Raw genomic sequence first — 15,403 nt, forward strand, 5'->3', positions numbered from 1 at the left:
GGGAGCTGGCTTGCCTGCGATGGCGGTGGGTCAGCTGACACAGGTTTATCTGTCAGACCGCTATCGCAGGCAAGCCAGCTCCCACACTGACTGCATTCAGGGCATCAGGCCCCGTGGCACTTCTTGAATTTCTTCTCACTGCCGCACGGGCAAGGATCGTTGCGACCCACGTCCTTCAACGCGTTGCGCACCGGCTCCTGGTGAGCGTGGCCGCAGTTCGGGCCGTGGACATGGCCATGGTCGTGATCATGGCCGTGATCATGGTGATCGTGATCGTGGTTGCAGTCAGGACCATGGACATGGGGTTGCTGAGTCATCGATGTCGCTCCGGAATAAAATCGCCGGGGATTATCTCGCCATTGTGGGCGACCTGCACGTCATTACCGATGAATAATCCGGTTTTCAGCTCGCCTTCCAGGCGATAGGGCACGGGTTTGGTCGGGTTTTTGAGCATTTGCACCACATCGCGTATCTGCGGCCAGAGGTTGGTGCGCACCTTCACCCGAAAAAACCCATGGCCGTGCGGCGGTATGGTCAGCCATTCATTGGACTCGCCTTCGGTGAGCACAAAACCGCCCAGCCTGACCTTATAGATCAGGCCGCGCACCGTGAGGTCGGCGTCGTCGCGGTTATCCACGCGAAACCACAGTTTGAATTTCTGCTCCAGCAGCTTGGCCCGCACCACCTCGACTTTCACCAGGGCGACGTGGGGCGTAGGTGTATCGTCTTCGAACCACGACGCGCAGCCGCTGAGACTCAGGGTTAACGCCAGCATCAAGCTGTACATCCGAAGCATGGCGTTTTCCCTGTGAGGTAATTAGAGGTAGCTGGAACAGCACTTCTTGAATTTTTGGCCGCTGCCGCACAAACATACATCATTGCGCCCGGCCTTCACCTCAACCGTCGGGTCGATGAAGTACCAGCGCCCGTCATTCTGTACGAAAGAAGACTGCTCACGGTGGCTGTGTTCGCCGGTGCTGTCATGCCAGCGTGCGGTAAAGGTCACGAATGCATGTTCCGGCTGGCCGCCGAACACTTCCGAACTTTCCACCTCCAGGCCCAGCCAGGTGCTCTGCGCGCTCCAGGCGCTGATCGCGTTGCGGTCCAGGCCGGCTTGCTGCGCGGGCAAGGTGGTGGCCACGAGGTAGTCCACCAGGCCCAGCACGTAGGCGCTGTAGCGCGAGCGCATCAGCGCGGTGGCGCAGGGCGCGGGGTGGCCGGCGTGATAGTGGCCGCAGCAGGCGTCCAGCAGGTTGCCGCTGCCGCAGGGGCAAATGGATGTACTCATCGGGTTACCACCAATACTTTCCAAAATTTTCCGGGTTGGCCCAGAAACGGGCGTTGAGCCAGTCGGGCACCTGTTTATAGTCAAGCAGATCATAGGTAAACAGCGTCAGCACCTGCTCATCACGCTGGAAACGCTCGCCGGCTTGCAGTGCGAGGGAGAAGAAATCGGTTTCCTTCCAGTCGCAGGCGTTCAGGTCTGCCAGCACCGCAATGCGGCTGCTATTAAGGTTGCGAATGCCGCCGAGCAGGGTCAGGCCTTGCGGTTTTGACAGGTGCTCCAGGCAGTCGACCACCAGCGCCAGGTCAAAACGCTGCGCCGCCAGTTCCGGCGGTAACGGCCCGGGCGGGGCGACGGCGACCACGGTGTCAGGATGCTCGGCTTGAAACGCCTCCAGCGCCGGGAACTGGCTGGCGCCCAACAGCAACAGGCGTTTGGGCCGGTGCAAATCGAGCAAAGCCGCCAGGGCTTGCTGGGGTGTACGGGAAGAAATACCAGCGGTCATCACAGATCCTCACATCAGAACCCTAGAGACTAGCGCGGCTGAGCGTGCGGGCCTAGAGCGGGCGGCGGTGAAAAGTCCTGCAAGTGCGGCGATCCTCAATGAAACCGGGGGTGTGGCGTACTGGCGCAGATGAAAAGAGCGGTCTTTACTCCACCTGTCGGCCCCCGCCGATACCCTCAGGAGAAATCACATGAGCATCATGCGGACAGCTCTACCCTTGGTTCTGCTAACCGGAGTATTGACAGGTTGCGCAGGGTTGCAAAAAACCGATTGGCCCACCTGTGCTGCAGTCGGTGGTGTGACGGGCGCTGCCATTGGCGCGACTGAAAGTTCAGCCTACGCAGGCGCAGGCGCGTTGCTGATCGGCGGCATGGCCGGCGCCTATTGCTGGGTGCATGGTGATGGCGACGAAGATGGTGACGGTGTGCCGGACAGCCGCGACAAGTGCCCTGGCACGCCAAAAGGCGTGCAGGTCGATGCCAACGGTTGCCCACCCGCACCGCCGGCCGCAGTGGTTGAGGAAGTGGTGGTGGTCAAGGAAGAAACCATCGTGATTCGTGATGTGCACTTCCAGTTCGACTCCGCCAAGCTGACGGCCGCGGACAAAACCAAGCTCGACACCGTCGCCACCCGCCTGAAACAAGAAGCCCCAGGCGCGCAGTTGCGGGTCAGTGGCCATACCGATAGCGTCGGTAAGGATGCCTACAACCAGAAGCTCTCGGAAAAACGCGCCCACTCGGTGACGGATTACCTGGTCAGCTCCGGTGTGCCTCGCAGCAACTTTGTCTCGGTGACCGGTGCCGGCGAAAGCCACCCGGTGGCCGACAACAAAACCGCTGAAGGGCGTGCGTTGAACCGTCGTGTGGAAATCCAGATCAATCGCTGACAGCCCTTGCCCCTGCGGGCGCCGCAGGGGCATTGCCGGCGAGCCCTGGCAAGTTTTTTCATCCTTCACTGGCATATCGCCTGCAGAAGTCGGTACTGTGCGCCCAAAGAATAATAGGCAGGGGCATGCGGGATGAAGGTGTTTTGGGGGCTGGGGAAGTTTCTGACGTTGCTGTTCTGGGTGGTGGTGCTGGTCAACCTGTTCCGGCCGCTGACCAATCCGTTTCACCTGTTGGTCAGCCTGGCCGGCAGTCTGTTGTTGCTTACCCACCTGCTTGAATTGCTGTTGTTCAACAGCAGCGTGAAACACCGTGCCCACCCTTGGCGTGACCGCTTGCAGATTCTGCTGGTGGGGATGTTCCATGTGCGGGGCCTGTCGGCGCCTGCAACGGTTAATGAAACGAACAAGGAGGCCAATCATGCATAAGGTTTTTCTGTTGGCCCTGTTGGTCAGCCCCATTGCTCTGGCGCAGAGCGTCAGTGTTGAAACCAACTCGTTGATGCGTCTGCCCAGCAGCACCAGCGTGTTGCAATTGGAGCGCCTGGATGTGGCGGACTACGGCACGTTGCTGGTGCCGGCGACCATCAGCCAAGTGACGGTGGATGAGTTGCACCTGGGCCGCGAGGCGCGCATCACCATCGCCCCCGGCAATACCGCGCTGCAATTGCAGGTGCGTAATGCGCAACTGGAGCATGGCAGCCAGATCACGTCGCGCGGGGCTCCCGGTACCCACGAAAGGCCGGCCAAGGCCGGGCGTGACCTGGTGCTGCGCATTAACGCGCTGACCGCCGATGAACTCTCGGTGGACGCCCGTGGCGGCGCCGGTGCCCAAGGTTATGCCGGCCTGGATGGCGCCAACGGCGTTGACCCGGGTTGCACCTGGGGTTCCGCCGGGCGTGGTGCCAATGGCGATAATGGCGGCGACGGTCTGCCGGGCGCGTCGGGGGCGACTGTGCGGGTCGAGCTGCCACAGAGCTTCCCGGCTGAGCAGATCAAGGTCTGGGTTGACGGCGGGCCGGGTGGCTTGGCCGGTACGGCGGGCAAGCCGGGCAAAGGCGGGCAGTCCAAGGGTTGCCTGGTGTACCGCGCCGATGGCGGCGATAAAGGCCGGCCAGGGTTGGAAGGCCAGCCGGGGCCGGCTGGGCCTGCGGGTGCTGTGACCATTCAGCGGCTCTAATCCTGGCTTTTGTGGCGAGCAGGCTTGCCCTGCGTTGGGCTGCGCAGCAGCCCCAAAACCAGACGCCGCAATTTGTCGGAAAAAACGCAGTGACATTATTGGGGCTGCTGCGCAGCCCAACGCGGGGCAAGCCCGCTCGCCACAGTAAGCCCGCTCGTCACAGGCGCGGTGGTCAGAACATCGGCCGCGCCGAAGCAATCGCCACCACCACCAACCCCACAATCAAATTGATCCCCACCAGTTTGCGGATCTGCCCCAGCGCGGCCGCACCCGTCGGCCAATCCTCAGCCGCCACCGCTGTGCGCAGTTCCGGGAACTTCAGTGCTTGGATGCGGATAAACAGCGCCGTCATCACCAGGTACAAACCCATCATCACCTGTACATAGCGCGGCGCGGTCTCAAAACCACTGAACCGCAGTTGCAACAGGCCGATGCCGCTGATCGGCAAAATCAGCACCGCGACCCAGACCCACACAAAAAAACGTTGAAACACATTTGCCCACAGCTTGAGCCGGGCGGGGCCCTCAAGTGCCGCCATGGCGGCGGGGCGCAGGATCATCCAGGCGAAAAACATACCGCCGACCCAAACCAGGGCGGCCAGTACATGCAGGGTGTAAGCGAGGCTAAACGCGGTCATTGTGGTACTCCGTTCTGCGCGGGATTAATTAGCGGGGTATGATAGCGGCCGATCCGAACCACTGAAAATTTATCCAGCGTTTTTTGCGCCCGACTATCCATGATCAGCACTGAACTCAAAACCACGATCCAGGGCGCTTATTCGCGTTTTCTCGAAGCCAAGCGCTTGAAACCGCGCTACGGCCAACGCCTGATGATCGCCGAAGTGGCCAAGGTCCTCGGAGATATCGACACCGACGACGAAGGGCGGCGCAGTGGCGACCCTGCGATCGTGGCCGTCGAAGCCGGCACCGGTACGGGTAAAACCGTGGCCTACAGCCTGGCCGCGATCCCGACCGCCAAGGCCGCCGGCAAGCGCCTGGTGATCGCCACCGCCACCGTCGCCCTGCAGGAACAGATTGTCTACAAAGACCTGCCCGACCTGATGCGCAACAGCGGCCTGAACTTCACCTTCGCCCTGGCCAAGGGGCGTGGGCGCTACATGTGCCTGTCCAAGCTCGACGTATTGTTGCAGGAAGGCCACGCACAAACCGCCACTGCCTCCTTGTTCGAAGAAGAAGGCTTCAAGATCGAAGTGGATGAAGTCAGCCAGAAGCTGTTTACCAGCATGATCGAGAAGCTGGCCGGCAATAAATGGGACGGCGACCGCGACAGCTGGCCCACTGCCCTGGAAGATGCGGACTGGGCACGCCTGACCACCGACCACAGCCAGTGCACCAACCGCCATTGCCCCAACTTCGGCCAGTGCGCCTTTTACAAGGCCCGCGAAGGCATGGGCAAGGTCGACGTGATCGTCACCAACCACGACATGGTACTGGCCGACCTGGCCCTGGGCGGCGGCGCGGTATTGCCCGACCCACGCGACACCCTCTACGTATTCGACGAAGGCCACCACCTGCCGGACAAGGCCATCGGCCACTTCGCCCACTACACGCGGCTGCGTTCCACGGCCGACTGGCTGGAAACCACCGCCAAGAACCTCACCAAACTGCTGGCCCAGCACCCGCTGCCCGGCGATTTGGGCAAATTGATCGAGCAAGTGCCGGAGCTGGCGCGGGAGATCAAGACTCAGCAGCAATTCATGTTCAGCGCCTGCGAGCAAGTCGCCGACTTCAAGCCCGGTGAAGACGTGGAGGGCCGTGAGCGGCCACGCCACCGCTTTGTCGGCGGGTTGATCCCCGAGCATATGCGCGAAATGGGCATTGAGCTGAAGAAGGGCTTTTCACGCCTCACCGACCTGTTCACACGCCTCACCGACTTGCTCAAGGAAGGCATGGACGGCGAGGTCAATATCGGCATCGCCAGCAACCAGGCCGAGGAATGGTACCCACTGTTCGGCAGCCTGTTGTCGCGCTCCCAGGGCAACTGGGAGCTGTGGACCGCCTTCACCGTCGAAGACCCGGAAGACAACCCGCCGATGGCGCGTTGGCTCACCCTCTCCGAAAGCGGTGCGCTGTTTGATATCGAAGTCAATGCAAGTCCCATCCTCGCCGCCGAAATGCTGCGCCGTAACCTGTGGAACGTGGCTTATGGCTGCCTGGTGACCTCGGCCACGCTGACGGCCCTGGGCACTTTCGACCGCTTCCGCATGCGCGCCGGGCTGCCGAAAAAAGCGGTGACGGCCGTGGTGCCGAGCCCATTCCACCATGCCGATGCCGGCGTGCTGCGCGTGCCGGACCTCAAGGCCGACCCACGGGATGCGGCCGCGCACACGGCGGCGATTATTCGCGACTTGCCGGCGCTGGTCGAAGGTTCACGCGGCACGCTGGTGCTGTTTTCGTCGCGTAAACAGATGCAGGACGTGTTCGACGGCCTCGACCGCGACTGGCGCAAACAAGTGTTTATCCAGGGCAACCTGTCCAAGCAGGAAACCCTCAACAAACACAAGGCGCGGGTTGATGGCGGCGATTCCAGTGTGCTGTTCGGCCTCGCCAGTTTTGCCGAAGGCGTGGACTTGCCCGGCGCCTATTGCGAGCACGTGGTGATTGCCAAGATTCCGTTCTCGGTACCGGATGACCCGGTCGAGGCAGCCTTGGCCGAGTGGATCGAGGCGCGGGGCGGTAACCCGTTCATGGAAATCTCGGTGCCGGATGCGTCCTTGAAGCTGGTCCAGGCCTGCGGTCGCTTGCTGCGTACCGAGGAAGACCGCGGCACCATCACCTTGCTCGACCGCCGTTTGGTCACGCAGCGCTATGGCAAAGCTATCCTTAATGCCTTGCCGCCCTTCAGGCGCGAAATTTCTTAAGCCGCTGTGGGCGAAGTCGCCCACTTCGTGGTCTATCTCACTGCCAACGCTTTATGTCATCAGGCCAGTCACCGGCCGATTGGGAGAACCTTGTTCGTATGATTCGCACGCTGCCCGCTCTTTTTGCCTTATTGTTCGCTGCGCCCTTGATGGCCGCGCCTGCCGGGCAACAAACGCTGTTCAACTTCGTCCGGCCTGCCGATGTGGTCAAGGTGGCGACTCAGGACGCCAGCCTGCCGCAATACAACGCCGAACAAACCCCCGAAGGCGAGGTGCTGCGCCGCATCACCTTCAACCCGGCGGCCGAGCCGAGCCTGGTGCTCAGCCCGCAGACTGGCGTGTGGGACTGGTCGCAGTCCGGCGCCATGAGCCTGCGTATCCAAAGCGCCATGGATTGGGCGTTGACCTTGTATGTCAAAGTACAGAGCACTGACGGCAAGACCCTGGTCAGCCGCATCGACCTGCCGGCCGGCCCGGCCCAGACCCTGTTGATTCCGTTGCAGGCCAACTCGCCGCTGAGCCAGGGCATGAAGGCCGGCCCGCCGATGCCGATCACCGTGGACGGTCAGCGTGTATTGCTGGCCGCCAGTGCCGGTGAGATCGACCGCAGCCAGGTGGCCTCGGTCACCCTGTCGATGCTCAAACCCAACGCCGCCCAAAGCATTTTGCTTGAGCGTTTTGGCGTGCAGGACAGCGAGCCGGTACTGAAGGCAGCCTATAGCGAACTGGTGGACGCATATGGCCAATCCACCCGTGCGCGCTGGCCGGAAAAAATCAGCAGTGACGAGCAACTCAAAGCCGCCGCGGCCAAGGAGCAGCAGCAGCTCAAGGGCTGGCTGGCCGAGCGCGACAAATCCGCTCTGGACCCATACGGCGGCTGGAACAAAGGCCCGGCGTTCGACGCCAGTGGCTTTTTCCGCACCGAGAAGCGTGACGGTCGCTGGTACCTGGTGACGCCGCAAGGCCATCCGTTCTATTCGCTGGGTGTTAACACCGTGGCGCCGGACAACAACCAGACCTACGTGGCCGGTCGTGAGTGGATGTTCGCCGCGTTGCCCAAGGCCGGTGAACCGTTCGACAAGTATTACGGCAGTGGCGATAACCGGGGCGGCAACGGTGCCGATCAGGGCCGGGGCTTCAGCGTAGGGCGTTGGTACGATTTTTACGGCGCCAACTTGCAACGTACCTACGGCGGCGAAGGTTTCGACCAGAAACGCTGGGTCAGCCACACCCTTGATCGCCTGCAAGCCTGGGGCTTCAACACCGTGGGCAACTGGAGCGATGAGGCCCTGGCCCGCGCCGACCGCGTGCCGTACACCTTGCCGCTGTCGATTGTTGGTGACTACGCCAGCATCAGCACCGGCACCGACTGGTGGGGCGGCATGCCCGACCCGTTCGACCCACGCTTTGCCATGGCCACCGAACGCGCCGTGGCCATTGCCGCCCGCGACCACCGTGATGATCCGTGGCTGATCGGCTATTTTGCCGACAACGAGCTGGCCTGGGCCGGCCCCGGCGATGATCCAAAATCCCGTTACGCCTTGGCTTACGGCACCTTGCGCATGACCACCGATGTACCGGCCAAGCGCGCGTTCCTCAAGCAATTGCGCGACAAGTACCGTAACGAAGAAGGCCTGTCGAAAGCCTGGGGCATCCACCTGGCGGGTTGGGAGTTGATGGAGGACCCAGGCTTTGAGCCGCCGATGCCGAGCCCTGAGCACCCGGAAATCGAAGCCGACTTCAAATATTTCCAGAAGACCTTCGCCGATGCCTACTTCAAGACCATCTCCGATTCGTTGAAATGGCACGCGCCCAACCAACTGCTGCTGGGCGGTCGGTATGCCGTCAGCACGCCGGAGGCCGTGGCGTCCTGCGCCCAGTATTGCGACGTGCTGAGCTTCAACATGTACACCTTGAAGCCGCAGGATGGTTATGACTTTGCCGCTCTGCGCGCGCTGGACAAGCCGGTGCTGATCACCGAGTTCAACTTCGGCTCGGCCGACCGTGGCCCGTTCTGGGGCGGCGTGACGCAGTTGGCCCGTGAAGAAGACCGTGGCGTGGCGTACAGCAACTTTCTCAAGCAGGCCATGGCCGAGCCGTCGATTGTCGGCGTGCATTGGTTCCAGTACCTGGACCAGCCGGTTACCGGGCGCTTGCTGGATGGCGAGAACGGCCACTTCGGGCTGGTGGGCATCACCGATGTGCCGTTCCAGGGCTTTGTCGACAGTGTGCGTAAAAGCAACCTGGCGGCGGTCGACCAACTGGGCAAGGAGGCCGAAAAAGCCAAGGCGGCCAGCACGGTTCGCGAGAACGAAGGCGGCAAGTCCGGGCATGAAGGCAAGGGCGCAGGGCAGGGCGCCGGACATGCGGGTGGACATGCTGGAAATGGCCATTGAATGATCATTGACGGGTTCACAAAACCTGCAATGACTGGAACAATGTCGGCCACTTCTTACGGTGTTTTCCAAGGCGGCTTAGGTGCAGATTCAGGGTCATTACGAGCTCCAGTTCGAAGCGGTACGTGAAGCGTTTGCCGCGTTGTTCGATGATCCGCAGGAGCGTGGTGCCGGGCTGTGTATCCAGATCGGCGGCGAAACCGTCGTCGACCTGTGGGCCGGTACCGCCGATAAGGACGGTGCCGAGGCCTGGCACAGCGACACCATCGTCAACCTGTTTTCCTGCACCAAGACCTTCACCGCCGTCACGGCCCTGCAGCTGGTTGCCGAAGGCAAGCTGAAACTGGATGCGCCGGTTGCCGACTACTGGCCCGAGTTTGCAGCGGCGGGTAAAGAAACCATCACGCTGCGCCAGTTGCTTTGCCACCAGGCCGGGCTGCCGGCGATTCGCCAGATGTTGCCGACCGAAGCCCTTTATGACTGGCCATTGATGGTCGACACCCTGGCGGCCGAAGCCCCGTGGTGGACACCGGGCGAAGGGCACGGCTACGAGGCCATCACCTACGGTTGGCTGGTCGGTGAGTTGCTGCGCCGCGCCGACGGGCGCGGGCCGGGCGAATCGATTGTGGCGCGGGTTGCGCGGCCATTGGGCCTGGACTTCCATGTCGGTTTGGCGGACGAAGAGTTTTACCGGGTGGCACATATAGCGCGCAGCAAAGGCAATATGGGCGATGAAGCGGCGCAGCGGTTACTTCAAGTAATGATGCGCGAACCAAATGCCATGACCACCCGCGCATTTGCCAACCCACCGTCTATTCTGACCAGCACTAATAAGCCCGAATGGCGGCGGATGCAGCAGCCGGCGGCAAATGGTCACGGTAATGCGCGCGGCCTGGCGGGTTTTTATAGCGGATTGTTGGACGGTAGTTTGCTTGAGAGCGACATGCTTGAACAATTGACCCGCGAACACAGTATCGGGCCAGACAAAACATTATTGACTCAAACCCGATTCGGTTTGGGGTGCATGTTGGATCAACCGCAACTGCCCAATGCCACCTTTGGCCTTGGCCCGCGTGCGTTTGGCCACCCTGGCGCCGGGGGTTCGGTGGGGTTTGCCGACCCTGAGCGCGATGTAGCATTTGGTTTCGTGACTAATACACTGGGCCCTTATGTACTTATGGACCCGCGTGCGCAGAAGTTGGTCGGAATATTGGCCGGTTGTCTGTAAAGAGCTTGCTGTTTCACGTTTTTTTGTTACAAAGGCAAGTATAAGAAGGCGCTGAACGAAATTGTGTAACTTTACTGTTCTCTAAGCGTCTGTTTAACGGGTCAACCAGGCCCCCCGTTTTTTTCTCATTTTGTGGATACCTCATGTTATCGAACAAGTCCTTGGCACTGGCGCTGTGCCTCACTATTACTGGCTGCGCACAAACTCCACAAAGTGATGCCGAAGGTGGGCACTGGTGGTCATTTGGATCTGACAAGGCTGCTACCAAGGACGCAGTGACCCAAACCGACACCAAGCCGGATGCCAAACCTGCCGCCGGCGCCAAGCCTGTCGAGCCTGTAGCCGCCACTGCTCCAGCTCCAGCGTCTGCACCGGTAGCCAAGGCTGACACCGGCTTCAACTGGTGGCCATTCGCATCCAAGCGCGCCGACGAAAAGGCGGCGGATGCCAAGGCCGACCTGAAAGCCGACCTCAAGGCCGCAACCCCCGCTTCCGCGCCGGATGCCGTGCCGGCCGTCGCCAAGACCGACACCAAATGGTGGTGGCCGTTCGAAAGCAAGCCAAAGCCACTGGCCAAGGTCGATGTGACCAACGTGCAGATGCCCGACCCGAAAATCACCCAAGCCTGGCTGGACGACTATGAGCCGCGCCTGCGCGCCGCCATCAAGGACAGCAACCTGCAACTGGAACGTCGTGACAACGTATTGGTGGTGATTGCCCCGGTTGACGGCTCTTACAACCCGAAACGCCCTGCAATGCTGCTGCCGGTCACACTCGGCCCGTTCACACGTGTTGCCAAGGCTGTTGAAGCTGACCCCAAAACCGCGGTTCTGGTCCTGGGTCACGTCGATGCCACAGGTACCGCCCCGGCCAGCCAGGCGTTGACCAAAGAGCGTGCGCAATCCATCGCGTCTATCTTCAGCCTTAGCGGCTTGAAGCAGGATCGCTTGATGCTGCGCGGCATGGGCGACCTTATGCCGCGTGCCGCCAACGACAGTAATCAGGGGCGTGCGCTGAACCGTCGCATGGAAATCATGTTCACTCAGCGTACAACTATGTTGGCACTGCTGAGCAAGTACAACTCGGGTAAACCACCGGTCGCCGACATGGTCGCGGTGCAAACTGCGCCGGCCCCAGTACCGGCCCCGGCCGCGAAAAAAGCCGCCCCGGCGAAAAAGGCTCCGGCCAAGAAAGCCGCCGCCAAGCCCGCTGCGAAAAAAGCCGCTGCCAAGCCGGCCGCGAAGAAAGCGGCGCCCAAGGCCGACGCGCCCGCAGCAAACGACCAGGCGAAAAACTGATCCGTTGAAACAAAAAGGATAAAACCGCATGACCCAGGCACTGGCCGATATGCGCCGTGACTACACACGGGACGGTTTGAGCGAGGCCCAGGCCCCGGACGAACCGTTTGCGTTGTTCCACCAGTGGTTTGGCGATGCGGTGAAAACCGAGCAGCCGCCGGTGGAGGCCAATGCCATGACCTTGGCGACTGTCGACCAGGATGGTCGCCCGCACTGTCGCATCCTGCTGCTCAAGGGCCTGGATGCACAGGGTTTTACCTTCTTCACCAACTATCAGAGTGCCAAGGGTGAACACCTTGCGGTACGGCCTTTCGCGGCCATGACCTTCTTCTGGCCGACCCTGGAGCGCCAGGTGCGCATCGAAGGGCGGGTGGTCAAGGTCACGCCTGAGGAGTCGGATGCTTATTATCAGGTCCGGCCGCTGGGTAGCCGTCTTGGGGCCTGGGCTTCGCCGCAAAGCCAGGTTATTCGGGACCGCCAGGAGTTGCAGGATTTGCTCAAGGCCACCGAACAGCGCTTCAGCGATACCCAGCCCGACTGCCCGGAGCACTGGGGTGGCTATCGTTTGTTGCCCGAGCGCATCGAATTCTGGCAAGGCCGCGCCAGTCGCCTGCATGACCGCCTGAACTATCGCCTGCAAGCGGGCGAGTGGACGCGCGAGCGCCTGGCGCCCTGAGCTTCACCTTTCGTCATTCCAGCTGAATGTTGGTCATCACGCCGAAGTCTCTACACAGAGGCTTCGGCGTTTTTGCTTGTGTGACTACAATGAAGAGCGGTTCCAGGTGATTTTTGGATCAGGGTGGGAGCTACCGTTCGTCGAGTTTTCTGGTGCTGGCAGTCTGTACTCAGGCTGAATGAAAGCAATTTTCTGGCGTGCTTGCCGTGACAGGCGCCAAGCAGCGGCGTCTAATGAACACCTGTCCTTTGGAGTTGATGCTATGCGTAAGTCTGTTTTACTAGTTGCCTGCTTTACCACCCTGTCGTTGCTGTTGGGTGGCTGCGCCTCGAGTCTGACCGGCGACTCGTACTCCCGTGACGAAGCGCGTCGTGTACAGACCGTGCGCATGGGCACCATTGAATCCCTGCGTCCGGTGAAAATCGAAGGCACCAAGACCCCAATCGGCGGTGCTGCCGGTGCGGTTATCGGCGGTGTCGGTGGCAGCGCCATCGGCGGCGGCCGTGGCAGTATCGTCACCGCGGTGATCGGCGCGGTAGCTGGCGGCTTGCTGGGCTCGGCCACCGAAGAAGGCCTGACTCGCACCCAGGGCGTGGAAATCACCGTTCGCGAAGACGATGGCAGCATGCGCGCCTACGTTCAGGCCGTGGAGGAAAATGAAATCTTCCGTATTGGCGACCGCGTGCGCATCATGACGGTCAATGGCACCAGCCGTGTAACGCGCTAAGCGTTGGTTGTAGAAACGCAAAACCCCAACCCGGTGACGGGTTGGGGTTTTTTATTGCCTGCGGTTTTCTGAAAAATCGCAGGTAATAAAAAACCGCCTTAGTAGGGCGGTTTTTATTGCAAACCCGATTTACGACTGGGTTTGCGTTCTCACGAGGAGCACTGACGTGTTGGCGATACTACTGCCGCTTTAGGACTTTATGCAAGGCCAACCGACAGGGAATTTCAAAGATTTACTCGCCCATTCTGTAAATTTAGAACAGTAAAAAACAGCAACAACTTGCTGGGCGATTAGTCGTTGCTTGTCACACCTTGGCATGGGCGGCTGAGCTAGTATCGCTCTCGTTCTGCACTCGTCGTGAAGCAGGTTGGCTGGGTTAGCGCGCGAATTTTGGACCGACTGCCACGGGCTAGTAATCCGTGCCGGAGTCATGCACGAGGACCATAAACCCAGCCGCCTCACAGGAGCACTGACGTGCATCCAAAGGCCCACGTGTTCCGGTAAGTGAGCTGGAGGTAAGGCCCAACTTAAGGGAGGGCCGAGTATGTCCAAGTTTGCACGACGTACGTGGAACCTCGTAGTGAATGCCGTGCGTGTTTATCACGTATGGGTATTTCTGCGGGACAGCTTCGATGACCTGTAAGGTCTGAGAAGTGGGGCCGCCTCGGCTTAAACCGAGGCGGCCTTTTGGTTTTCACGCAATCACCTCACACCTGAAAGTGCTTCACCATCGTATTCAACTCATGCGCCAGGCTGGCAAGCGATTGCGAAGCGGCGGTGGTCTGAGTCGAGCCTTCAGCGGACTGAATCGACAGCTGCTGAATATTCAGCAAGTTGCGGTCCACCGCCCGGGCAACGTCAGCTTGCTCCGCCGCCGCCGTGGTAATCACCAGGTTGCGGTTGTTGATCTCGTCATTGGCGGCAAGAATATCGGCCAGCGCTTGCTGCGCCAGTTCGGCCAGGCCAATGGTTTGCTGAGTCATGGTGCTGCTGTCGAGCATGGTATTGACGGTGCTGGCGGTGTTGGTCTGGATGCTGCCAATCATCTGCTCGATTTCCTGGGTCGACTGCGCGGTGCGATGGGCGAGGGCGCGTACTTCGTCGGCGACTACGGCAAAACCACGGCCGGCATCCCCGGCGCGAGCCGCTTCGATGGCCGCGTTCAGTGCCAGCAAATTGGTTTGCTCGGCAATGGTGCGGATAACGTCGAGCACCTTGCCGATCCCTTTGGCCTGCTCGGCCAAGCCGCCTACCTGGTCGGAGCTGACTTGCACGCCACGGGTCAGGGCCTGGATGGAGTCGAGCGCCTCGACCATACGTTGCTGGCCTTTCAAGGCGATGCTGCGCGATTCCTGGGAGAGGTCGGAGGTGGTGGCGGCATTCCTGGCCACCTCTTCAATGGCCGTGGTCATCTCGGTGACGGCGGTGGCGGCCTGCTCGATTTCGCCATGTTGCTGCTGCAGGTCGCGGCTGCCCTCGGCGGTGACGGCATTCAGTTCCTCGGCCGCCGCTGCCAGTTGGCTTGATGAGCCGGTTATTTGCCGCAGTGTTTGCACCAGGTTGTTGCGCATGGTCTCTTGTGCCCGCAACAGGCGTGTGGCTTCGTCGTTGCCGGTCGGGTTGATGGGCTGGGTGAGATCGCCCTTGGCGATGGTTTCAGCCACCCGGACCGCTTCAATGATGGGGCCGGTAATGCTGCGGGTCAGCAGCCAGGCCACCAGCACCGTGCCGCCACTCACCAGCACGATGACGATGGCGATACCGCCCACGGCATGCTGGTACGCGGCCACGGAAGTCTGGCCGGCAAGTTCTGCGCCCTTATTGGCGAGGTCGATCAACTGATCGAAGTTCTTGGTCATCTGCTCATAGCTTTCTCGAATGCTGTTGAGAAAGTCACGGGCGCCCGCCTTATCGCCCGAACGCGAGCGTTTGAGCATTTCGGTGTGGTTCTTGGCGTACCCTTCCAGGCTTTGGTTGAACACCTCCAGACGCGATTTCTCCTCCGGCGTGCGCAACAGCGCGGCATATTGAGCCAGTTGCTCCTTGACGCTTTTCAGGCGCCCGGCGGATTTGTCCTCGTAGGTCTGCATGTCGGCGTCGCTTGCGGACAGGATGTGCGCCATTTCCCCCAAGCGAAAACGATCCAGCGAGGCATTGGCCAGGGCCAGGATCCTCACGCGCTGCATCCAGTTGTTTTGGATGTCGGCAGCCTGGGACTGCACTTCGCCGATCTGCTTGAGCGCGAACAGGCCGAGAAACACACTCAGCGACGCAATGGCAGCGAAGCCGATGAAAGCTCTGGCTGCAATTCTTATATTTCTCAGGAACATGGGTTATCGCTCGG

At 60.9% G+C, this 15,403-nt stretch carries 15 protein-coding genes; 9 read left to right on the forward strand and 6 right to left on the reverse strand.

From position 1 onward, the window contains the following. Nucleotides 1-104: 104 nt before the first annotated feature. From BFP92_RS30240 to BFP92_RS07690, 4 genes are read right to left on the reverse strand one after another with little or no spacing between them, the layout of a single operon-like run. Nucleotides 105-317 (reverse strand): SEC-C metal-binding domain-containing protein, encoded by a 213-nt coding sequence (locus BFP92_RS30240; RefSeq protein ID WP_082463548.1) that lies wholly within the window; start codon nucleotides 315-317, stop codon nucleotides 105-107. Next, nucleotides 314-796 carry an LEA/WHy family protein gene (locus tag BFP92_RS07680; protein WP_065929003.1) on the reverse strand — a complete coding sequence of 161 codons (483 nt, stop codon included), beginning with the start codon at nucleotides 794-796 and terminating at the stop codon, nucleotides 314-316. The genes BFP92_RS30240 and BFP92_RS07680 overlap by 4 nt, the downstream gene beginning before the upstream one ends. Before the next feature lie 21 nt (nucleotides 797-817). Then, entirely contained in the window at nucleotides 818-1,288 is a 471-nt protein-coding gene (locus BFP92_RS07685) for a YchJ family protein (protein ID WP_056857503.1), read from the reverse strand. Nucleotides 1,289-1,292: 4 nt separating this feature from the next. Beyond that, nucleotides 1,293-1,790: a DUF6231 family protein gene (locus tag BFP92_RS07690; protein WP_065929004.1), complete on the reverse strand. Its 498-nt coding sequence runs from the start codon at nucleotides 1,788-1,790 to the stop codon at nucleotides 1,293-1,295. A 190-nt stretch (nucleotides 1,791-1,980) separates the two neighbouring features. On the opposite strand from BFP92_RS07690, the gene BFP92_RS07695 reads away from it, so the two are divergent. The 3 genes from BFP92_RS07695 to BFP92_RS07705 all read left to right on the forward strand — a co-directional run bounded on the left by BFP92_RS07695 (nucleotide 1,981) and on the right by BFP92_RS07705 (nucleotide 3,853). Then, nucleotides 1,981-2,676, forward strand: coding sequence for a PA1041 family peptidoglycan-binding anchor lipoprotein (locus BFP92_RS07695; protein ID WP_065929005.1), 696 nt, complete (start codon nucleotides 1,981-1,983; stop codon nucleotides 2,674-2,676). 132 nt (nucleotides 2,677-2,808) lie between these two features. After that, nucleotides 2,809-3,102, forward strand: a complete 294-nt coding sequence (locus BFP92_RS07700) for a DUF1145 domain-containing protein (protein ID WP_065929006.1) — start codon at nucleotides 2,809-2,811, stop codon at nucleotides 3,100-3,102. Beyond that, entirely contained in the window at nucleotides 3,095-3,853 is a 759-nt protein-coding gene (locus BFP92_RS07705) for a hypothetical protein (protein WP_056857500.1), read from the forward strand. Before BFP92_RS07700 ends, BFP92_RS07705 begins: the two co-directional genes overlap by 8 nt. Nucleotides 3,854-4,025: 172 nt before the next feature. Here the strand turns inward: BFP92_RS07705 and BFP92_RS07710 are convergent, their stop codons facing one another. Then, entirely contained in the window at nucleotides 4,026-4,490 is a 465-nt protein-coding gene (locus BFP92_RS07710; RefSeq protein ID WP_065929007.1) for a CopD family protein, read from the reverse strand. 99 nt (nucleotides 4,491-4,589) lie between these two features. On the opposite strand from BFP92_RS07710, the gene dinG reads away from it, so the two are divergent. The 6 genes from dinG to BFP92_RS07740 all read left to right on the forward strand — a co-directional run bounded on the left by dinG (nucleotide 4,590) and on the right by BFP92_RS07740 (nucleotide 13,059). Beyond that, complete coding sequence (dinG, locus tag BFP92_RS07715; RefSeq protein ID WP_065929008.1) at nucleotides 4,590-6,734, forward strand: ATP-dependent DNA helicase DinG; 2,145 nt, start codon at nucleotides 4,590-4,592, stop codon at nucleotides 6,732-6,734. Between the two features lie 98 nt (nucleotides 6,735-6,832). After that, nucleotides 6,833-9,130, forward strand: coding sequence for a beta-galactosidase (locus BFP92_RS07720; RefSeq protein WP_065929009.1), 2,298 nt, complete (start codon nucleotides 6,833-6,835; stop codon nucleotides 9,128-9,130). Nucleotides 9,131-9,212: 82 nt separating this feature from the next. After that, a complete protein-coding gene (locus BFP92_RS07725; protein ID WP_065929010.1) occupies nucleotides 9,213-10,358 on the forward strand; it encodes a serine hydrolase domain-containing protein in 1,146 nt (381 codons plus the stop codon). A gap of 143 nt (nucleotides 10,359-10,501) precedes the next feature. After that, nucleotides 10,502-11,656: an OmpA family protein gene (locus BFP92_RS07730; RefSeq protein WP_065929011.1), complete on the forward strand. Its 1,155-nt coding sequence runs from the start codon at nucleotides 10,502-10,504 to the stop codon at nucleotides 11,654-11,656. Nucleotides 11,657-11,684: 28 nt separating this feature from the next. Beyond that, nucleotides 11,685-12,332, forward strand: a complete 648-nt coding sequence (gene pdxH / locus BFP92_RS07735; protein WP_065929012.1) for a pyridoxamine 5'-phosphate oxidase — start codon at nucleotides 11,685-11,687, stop codon at nucleotides 12,330-12,332. A gap of 262 nt (nucleotides 12,333-12,594) precedes the next feature. Continuing rightward, nucleotides 12,595-13,059, forward strand: a complete 465-nt coding sequence (locus tag BFP92_RS07740; protein ID WP_056857494.1) for an outer membrane lipoprotein — start codon at nucleotides 12,595-12,597, stop codon at nucleotides 13,057-13,059. Nucleotides 13,060-13,766: 707 nt separating this feature from the next. On the opposite strand, the gene BFP92_RS07745 is transcribed toward BFP92_RS07740, so the two are convergent. Then, nucleotides 13,767-15,389, reverse strand: coding sequence for a methyl-accepting chemotaxis protein (locus tag BFP92_RS07745; protein WP_065929013.1), 1,623 nt, complete (start codon nucleotides 15,387-15,389; stop codon nucleotides 13,767-13,769). Nucleotides 15,390-15,403: the final 14 nt, after the last annotated feature.

This window comes from Pseudomonas sp. 58 R 3 (genome assembly GCF_900006605.1).
In the GTDB taxonomy this organism is placed as follows: Bacteria; Pseudomonadota; Gammaproteobacteria; order Pseudomonadales; family Pseudomonadaceae; genus Aquipseudomonas; species Aquipseudomonas salomonii.

Bases quoted from the DNA above. Each gene is read 5' to 3' on its own strand.
- BFP92_RS07710 (WP_065929007.1), bottom strand. From the start codon at position 4,490: ATGACCGCGTTTAGCCTCGCTTACACCCTGCATGTACTGGCCGCCCTG.
- BFP92_RS07700 (WP_065929006.1), top strand. From the start codon at position 2,809: ATGAAGGTGTTTTGGGGGCTGGGGAAGTTTCTGACGTTGCTGTTCTGG.
- BFP92_RS07720 (WP_065929009.1), top strand. From the start codon at position 6,833: ATGATTCGCACGCTGCCCGCTCTTTTTGCCTTATTGTTCGCTGCGCCC.
- BFP92_RS07730 (WP_065929011.1), top strand. From the start codon at position 10,502: ATGTTATCGAACAAGTCCTTGGCACTGGCGCTGTGCCTCACTATTACT.
- BFP92_RS07745 (WP_065929013.1), bottom strand. From the start codon at position 15,389: ATGTTCCTGAGAAATATAAGAATTGCAGCCAGAGCTTTCATCGGCTTC.
- pdxH (WP_065929012.1), top strand. From the start codon at position 11,685: ATGACCCAGGCACTGGCCGATATGCGCCGTGACTACACACGGGACGGT.
- BFP92_RS07685 (WP_056857503.1), bottom strand. From the start codon at position 1,288: ATGAGTACATCCATTTGCCCCTGCGGCAGCGGCAACCTGCTGGACGCC.
- dinG (WP_065929008.1), top strand. From the start codon at position 4,590: ATGATCAGCACTGAACTCAAAACCACGATCCAGGGCGCTTATTCGCGT.
- BFP92_RS07690 (WP_065929004.1), bottom strand. From the start codon at position 1,790: ATGACCGCTGGTATTTCTTCCCGTACACCCCAGCAAGCCCTGGCGGCT.
- BFP92_RS07740 (WP_056857494.1), top strand. From the start codon at position 12,595: ATGCGTAAGTCTGTTTTACTAGTTGCCTGCTTTACCACCCTGTCGTTG.
- BFP92_RS30240 (WP_082463548.1), bottom strand. From the start codon at position 317: ATGACTCAGCAACCCCATGTCCATGGTCCTGACTGCAACCACGATCAC.
- BFP92_RS07695 (WP_065929005.1), top strand. From the start codon at position 1,981: ATGAGCATCATGCGGACAGCTCTACCCTTGGTTCTGCTAACCGGAGTA.
- BFP92_RS07705 (WP_056857500.1), top strand. From the start codon at position 3,095: ATGCATAAGGTTTTTCTGTTGGCCCTGTTGGTCAGCCCCATTGCTCTG.
- BFP92_RS07680 (WP_065929003.1), bottom strand. From the start codon at position 796: ATGCTTCGGATGTACAGCTTGATGCTGGCGTTAACCCTGAGTCTCAGC.